At 33.7% G+C, this 7,085-nt stretch carries 6 protein-coding genes; 1 reads left to right on the forward strand and 5 read right to left on the reverse strand.

Features of this window, described 5'->3' with window-relative positions:
- Window positions 1-51 precede the first annotated feature (51 nt).
- The 5 genes from AACY61_RS06385 to AACY61_RS06405 all read right to left on the reverse strand — a co-directional run bounded on the left by AACY61_RS06385 (window position 52) and on the right by AACY61_RS06405 (window position 6,391).
- Complete coding sequence (locus tag AACY61_RS06385; RefSeq protein WP_339610747.1) at window positions 52-1,440, reverse strand: T9SS type A sorting domain-containing protein; 1,389 nt, start codon at window positions 1,438-1,440, stop codon at window positions 52-54.
- A 9-nt stretch (window positions 1,441-1,449) separates the two neighbouring features.
- On the reverse strand, window positions 1,450-2,913 hold the full coding sequence (locus AACY61_RS06390; RefSeq protein WP_339610748.1) for a hypothetical protein: 1,464 nt from the start codon (window positions 2,911-2,913) through the stop codon (window positions 1,450-1,452).
- Between the two features lie 219 nt (window positions 2,914-3,132).
- Entirely contained in the window at window positions 3,133-4,797 is a 1,665-nt protein-coding gene (gene menD / locus AACY61_RS06395) for a 2-succinyl-5-enolpyruvyl-6-hydroxy-3-cyclohexene-1-carboxylic-acid synthase (protein WP_339610749.1), read from the reverse strand.
- Window positions 4,798-4,841: 44 nt separating this feature from the next.
- Window positions 4,842-5,957 (reverse strand): isochorismate synthase, encoded by a 1,116-nt coding sequence (locus AACY61_RS06400; RefSeq protein WP_339610750.1) that lies wholly within the window; start codon window positions 5,955-5,957, stop codon window positions 4,842-4,844.
- Between the two features lie 5 nt (window positions 5,958-5,962).
- Window positions 5,963-6,391, reverse strand: a complete 429-nt coding sequence (locus AACY61_RS06405) for a hotdog fold thioesterase (RefSeq protein ID WP_339610751.1) — start codon at window positions 6,389-6,391, stop codon at window positions 5,963-5,965.
- Window positions 6,392-6,433: 42 nt separating this feature from the next.
- On the opposite strand from AACY61_RS06405, the gene AACY61_RS06410 reads away from it, so the two are divergent.
- Window positions 6,434-7,085 (forward strand): esterase (locus AACY61_RS06410; RefSeq protein ID WP_339610752.1); only part of this gene is annotated, 652 nt, incomplete at its 3' end.

Genomic DNA, 7,085 nt, shown 5'->3' on the forward strand with positions numbered 1-7,085 from the left:
ATTGATAATGATGGCTATCCTGATATTGTAGGTTTAGTAGGACCTTAAGTTTTACCGTTTTACAACCTTATACACACTCCTGCCAAAACCTGTTTCTATTACAACTGTATAAAAACCAGACTTTAATACAGAGACATCAATCTTTTTTTGATTGCCTGTAATTTCCAGTACCTTAATGCCTTCAACTGTATAAAAAAGCACCCTGTCAATGGGCTCTTCAAAAGCAATGTTTAAATACTGTGTTATAGGATTGGGATACAATACTGCTAGCTGATTTTGCATTTCTGAAATATTCAAAATTGTTAAGTTTTCAAACCACATTATTTCATTATCTGGAGATGTTGTTAAAATTATATCCAGATCACCATCAATATCAATATCATTCAAATTAACAATACCTGATTTAAAAAAATCAGAATCTATGATCTCTGCTTCATCAAAACTACCTGCATTATCGATATTTTTAATCCAAATTATATAATTATTTACAGGAAACACATGGGCTACTAAACCTACAATATCAGGATAGCCATCATTATCAATATCACCCACCTTGAGGTCTGTAATGCCTGCTGTTGAAAATTCAGTTTGATATAATATTTCATAAGGGCTAAAATTACCTACACCATCGTTTTTTCGCCACCCAATATTATCTGGATTTGATGTGCTTCCGAATGTTTTTTGAGAAACAATATCCAAATGCCCATCACCATCCATATCAACCAACTCAAATGAACTTTCATAGAGTCCATTAAACTCGATTATATGATGCTCCCATTGTTGGCCAGCTCCATCAACATTTTCAAACCAAGTCATCCAATTTGTACTAACCATGTTAGATACAATATCCAAATCACCATCTCCATCGATGTCCCCCACCCGTTGAGAGCGTGCTTGTGAAGGATTGGCATCAACCGTATGCAATTGCCAATTCAAGCCCTGTCCATTAATATTTTCTGCCCAATAAAAACCTACTCCATTGGTAACCCCTATCACGATATCCATATCGCCATCTTGGTCTAAATCTACAGGTAATGCATTTCTACAACTTTCCAAACTACTGGCGACTATTATTTTATCTCCAAAATTGCCGAAGCCATCATTAGGATACCAAGCAACATAATCTAAATCAAAATAAGAGACAACAATATCATTTATCCCATTTTCATTCATATCAACAATTTCAACACTGTATGATTGAAGTTGGTCCATCTCAATAGGTATGGCCTCACTAAAGGCGCCTTGTCCATCTATGTTATTATACCAAGCAACTAAATTGACACTCCCTAAGATTAGATCGGGATTTTCATCTCCATTTAAGTCACCTAAATCAATGTCTCTAATTATGATTCCTGAGTCTATAAGTTGTCTGGGTCCATACAATTGTGCAAAAAGTGAATAACACAAAAGTAAACCTATGAGACAAAAAAAATGTTTCATACCTGGTTTTTATTGGTTTTCTTTAATAATGACATCTTGCTGAATAGCTCCATCTCCATAAACTTTTTCAATCACATACAAGCCGGGGTCAAGATTTTCTATCAGTTGGGGATTGTTTATGGCTGTTGAATCCTTTGGGGTTACTGTAATATTGGCATTAAATACATTATCATTAAACTTTATCACATCTCCACCAATGGGAGCCATTTTCCAATTATTGAAACAAGCTTGTGGTTGATTGTTGTCCAACGAATTGTTAAGTTCATGTATTAATATCGCCGAGTGGTTAGGGTGAAAAATTGTGTTGTAATCACTTTCTGTATTTTGGACTACTTTTATGATGTTATTTGCGTTATAAGGAAATGATGTATTATAAGGAGCCGGTTCTGGAAATTGACCACTACATTCTATAAAAGTATAAGAAAACCCAGGTTGAAAATAAGCAATTTGATTGATCTCATTAGGATCTAAAGGACCTGAAATATAATAATCACCTTTGTATGGCTCATAAAGCGAGGCATAATCAGTTGCAATAGCATCAAAAAGCTCATCACCGCAGGATGTTGAGAAGCCTTCGTGAATACGTATCATCTGTCCAATTGTAAAATTTGATTGACAGTCAGAAGGTGCATAACTCATAATATTAGCAATGTCTGTAGCATCAAAATTGTATGGGGTTCCGTCACAGTCAGTGCCATTTGTATTAATATATACACAATTTTCAATGTATTTAAAGGGGGTCCAATAAAAATCTGCTATGCTAGTAGCTTCTGCTAATGTGTAACCTTGAGCAATATGTTCTAAAATAATTTCCCAATAGTGTTCAATAGTAAAATCAGGTATTGCTTTGGTATCAACAACTCTATCACCGTGAGTAATCGCATTAAAATTAGGGTCTAAGGGGTCGCGAGTTACTTTTTCGCAGTCAGCAAAAAATTCACCAACAGGGCCAAAGAAAGATTCATGTGTGTGAAGTAAACCAAATGCATGACCTATTTCGTGGTGAATTGTAAATCTATTATTCCATCTAAAAACACCTCTGCTAACTAAAAGTTGATTGGTAAAAAAAGTTCTAGCCATACCACCTTTAATTTTTGCACTTACATATATATTGATTGCATTATTATTAATAACGTTTACAGATTGATTGTGTAAAAAATCTAATGTATTGAATACTTGAGGTCTTGATGCCTCTAGGTATAAATCATTATCATTAATAGAATTTATGCCTTTGTATTTAAAAAAAATTCTATATGGGTTAAAAACTAAGTTTAAATGAGCTATAACATCTAACGACTCTTTCTCAAAATCCCAGTTTGGAAAATCATCTTCTGGGTCAACGGTACCATCACTTTTCAAAAACTCCCAAAAATTTACATTGATAACCACAGGTTCAAAAGAATTTAGGGTAGCCTGGTCCGTAGCTCCTGAAAACTGCCCATCACAAAGAAAAGTAGGGCTATTAAATTCCAAACCGCAGTCTATTGACTCAAATTGAGAAAAGAGTTTTGGTGTATTGATAAAAAAAGTGAAAAGCATTAAAATTAGAAAATACTTGCTACAAGATTTAGCAAGATACCGTGTGTGTGTGTGTGTGTAAAACACACTTTAAAATTGGTTTTCATAATAAATGGTTTAAAGTTTGACTTACTAAATGTATGAAAAAAAAACCTAATAGATATTGATATTTTATTATGCTATAAATTTAAAGTAGTCTAACAATGCCTTATCATTGAATTCTCTTGGTGTAAATATTTCTAAAAGTTGAGGACGCTTTGAGTGCTCAAAAAACAGTGATAGTTGCTGTTTTAATTCTTGCTCGTTATTAACTGAAGCATATCCAATTTGGTGCATTTCACAAAGTTTTTTTGCAGTGAGGTTGTGAACGGTTTCAAAATAAGTGTCAAAATTAGGAGTGCTTTTTTCCCCTGGAAGAATTCTGAAAATTCCACCACCCTGATTGTTGATTAGAATAATCCTGAAATTTGCCGGGATATAATTGTTCCACAACGCATTGGAGTCATAAAAAAAGCTAAGATCACCAGTTATAAGAGTGACTGCTTCATTTGAAGCAACCGAAAATCCAATCGCAGTTGAATTACTGCCATCAATTCCACTGGTTCCACGGTTGCAATATACACTAATGGAGGGGTCTAAAGTAAAAAGCTGAGCATATCTTATTGCTGAACTATTACCAATTTGTAAAACACTTTGCGTTGGCAGTGCATTAAAAAGTTCGTTAAAAACTTTTAAATCACTAAATTCAACAGAATTTAAATATTCATCGTGTTTTAATTTTCTGTATTTCTTCTTGAGGAGCCACGTTTTCTGAAAATCTGATTTTTTTAATTTTGTATGCTCATAAAGTTTTGTGAAAAAATCATTGGGTGTTTGTTTGATGTGTTTTGACAATGTAAAAAAAGTATCATAAGCCTTTTTCTCATCAATATGCCAATGATGCTTAGCCGAATAATTTCTTAAAAATGCTTTCACTTTTTTTGATACAACCATTCCTCCTATTGTTATTAACAGGTCAGGTTGTAGTGCCTTAAATTCTTCATCAGAAAAAGGTGCAATCAGTTGATCTATCGAACAAATAAAATAATCATGGTGTAAATTTGAAGTCGTTTCTGTAATAACCAATACGCTGGGATCTTGGGCCCAAGTTAGAAGCACCTCTTTATTTAAAGTGCCTGGTTTTAAAACACCTACCAGTATTAGTTTTCGTTTAGATGCATTCCAACGTGCAACATCATCATTATTAACTTCATTCTTAGTATTTTTTTTAGTACTTAAGGGTACATTTTGGGGTTTTACTGTAAGCTGAGTTGTTTTTCCATAAAGGGGTTCTTCAAAAGGGGCATTGATGTGAACAGGACCTTTAAGCTCTATTGATGAGTTTATAGCTGCATTGAGCTGAATTTCATTTTCTTTTTGAAAAGTTTCTTCAATTTTCAGATTTGCAGAATATAAAATATGGTTTTGAAAAACATTTTCCTGTCGAATGGTTTGACCGTCTCCAATATCAATAAAATGAGGAGGTCGGTCTGCAGAAATAATTATTAATGGAATATCGCTGTAATAAGCTTCAGCTATCGCAGGATAAAAGTTTAATACTGCAGAACCAGAAGTACAAACCACCGCTGCTGGATGACCGGTTTGCTGTGATATACCCATTGCAAAAAAAGCTGCAACACGTTCATCAACGATACTGTAAACTTTAAAATAGGGGTTTTCAGTAAAACCAATAGCTAAAGGAGCATTTCTGGAGCCGGGACAGATAACAATATGTTGAATATCTTTGTCTTCACAAAGTTGAACAATGGTCTGTGCTAAAGGAATGTTTGAATAATTCATTTATCTAACAAAGGTATCAAACTATACCAGCATTAAAATAGAAATTAAGATAAAATTTGCAACATAGTTTCTGCTTTGTGAACTGTTTCATTCCATTCAGCCTCGGGGTTTGAATCTTTTGTAATTCCTCCTCCAACATATAGTGTGGCAATATCTTTATTGATTTTCATACACCTAAGATTTACAAACAAATCGGCAAAGGAGCTATGAGTTTTTTCCTTATCGGTAAAAGTAGCATCGTAGTAGTTCAGTTCACCTAAAAATCCGGTGTAAAACTCTCTGTCATAAAATTCATTTTCAATTATAAACTGCTTGGCATCTTCTTTGGGCAAACCACAAACAGCTGGTGTTGGGTGCAGTTTTTTAATTAAACAAGGAATGTCACATAATCGGGTATTGATAGTACCACCTACTTCGGTTTTAATATGCATAATATTTCCTGCTTTGATCGTCGTGGGTTTTGAAATCATTAAAATAGGCACTACTTTTTCAAGAGCTTTTTCTAAAAAACTTGTCACCATCATTTGTTCTTCCTTTTCTTTTTCAGACCACATAGCCTTACCATCTACTTGTTCCTTTAGTGTGCCCGCTAAAGACATCGTTCTAAAAGTTTTATTTTCTAAAGAAAAAAGAGACTCGGGTGAAGCACCCATCCATAAACCTACAGAAGGATGGTACCAACAATAAACAAATGCTGAAGGATAACTGTATAAAAGTTGCTCAAACATAGTTAACAATTCTTTTCCTGAAGTAAGTTGTTGAATTTTCACTTCTTCCTTTCTGGATAGAACTACTTTTTTAAGAACGTTTTTTTCTACCTTTTCAATGCCCTTCGAAACTAATTTTAGATGGTCAGATTTTAAAAGTTCATTTTCAGGGGTGAGCTCAGAAACCTTAGGCTCAGGAACTGTAGCACTCTTTACAGGATAAGAAACAGAAATTAAATCTGACTTATCAATCGGGAATAATAAAGCATTAAGTTCAGTATCAAAAGGAGCAAAGACAAAACCGCTTTCTTTATAACCCGAGGTTATATGAAGTTTATCGTCCTGCTGTAACACCCCTCTAATTACATTTTTATTTGGTTTTCTATAAATTACAAAAGGCAATTCATCGGCATATTGCTTTTGAATCACAGTATATAAACTGTCTAAGTCCATAAAAGTTAAGATTTTTTGGCGGGGATGGTTATTGTCATTAATTTGATTAAAGATACTAATTCTTTATTGGAATTTAAAATTTTGATTTGCCAAAGCTGAGTGGTTCTTCCCTTATGAATCAAAGTAGCCACGGCCTCGACAAAACCATCTTTAACAGACTTAATATGATTTGCAGATATTTCTAAACCGCGAATCATTAAGTTTTCTGAGTCTAAAAAAATATAGGCACCGGCACTGCCCACACTTTCAGCTAACGCTACAGAAGCTCCTCCATGCAACACACCATCAGGTTGATGAACTTTTGGAGTAACAGGCATCCTGGCAGTTAAAGAATTTTCAGTAAAATCAATAAACTCAATTTCCAATGTTTCCATAAGTGTGTTTTTACTCATGGCATTGCATTTTTTGAGGATTGCCTCTTTTCTGTTTTCCATAGCATTCAATTACCTTTGTAAAAATACAAAAATCAAAATAGAATGAACGCCCTGGAAAAAGAAGTTTTATATAAAACCACAAACACATATTCCACAATTAATCAAAAAACTGAAAACACCAAAAACATCTGGATTTCCTACCATGGTTTAGGCTATTTAAGCAAGTTTTTTATAAACTATTTTCAACACTTAAATGAAAAAGATAATTACATAATTGCTCCTCAGGCTCCATCAAAATACTATCAGGGAAAGAGTTTTAAGTATGTAGGCGCTTCCTGGCTCACTAAAGAAAATACAAAAAAAGAAACCCAAAATTTGCTAAATTATCTTGATGAAATTTACAAAAATGAACAGCTGCAAAATTCATTGAATAAATTAATTGTATTTGGTTTTTCCCAAGGTGTCTCGGTTGCTTTGAGGTGGATTGCACATCATAAAATAAACTGTAAAGCAATCCTCATCCATTCGGGTGGTATTCCAAAGGAACTCACAGCTGCTGACTTCTCATTTTTATCAGAAAACACAAAAGTGTATTTAATTTATGGTACCCAAGACGAGTATATCAATAAAGAGCGTATAAAATCTGAAAAACTATTGGCTGAAAATTTATTTGGAAACCGAATAAAAATAATTCCTTTTGAAGGGAAACACATAGTAAATACAACACTTTTAACTAAAATAAGCAAGGAGTTAA

Source organism: uncultured Planktosalinus sp. (genome assembly GCF_963973675.1).
Classification (GTDB): domain Bacteria; phylum Bacteroidota; class Bacteroidia; order Flavobacteriales; family Flavobacteriaceae; genus Planktosalinus.

What these genes read in the sequence shown, in the direction of transcription:
- AACY61_RS06385 (WP_339610747.1), bottom strand. Translation starts at nt 1,440, where the DNA reads ATGAAACATTTTTTTTGTCTCATAGGTTTACTTTTGTGTTATTCACTT.
- menD (WP_339610749.1), bottom strand. Translation starts at nt 4,797, where the DNA reads ATGAATTATTCAAACATTCCTTTAGCACAGACCATTGTTCAACTTTGT.
- AACY61_RS06400 (WP_339610750.1), bottom strand. Translation starts at nt 5,957, where the DNA reads ATGGACTTAGACAGTTTATATACTGTGATTCAAAAGCAATATGCCGAT.
- AACY61_RS06405 (WP_339610751.1), bottom strand. Translation starts at nt 6,391, where the DNA reads ATGGAAAACAGAAAAGAGGCAATCCTCAAAAAATGCAATGCCATGAGT.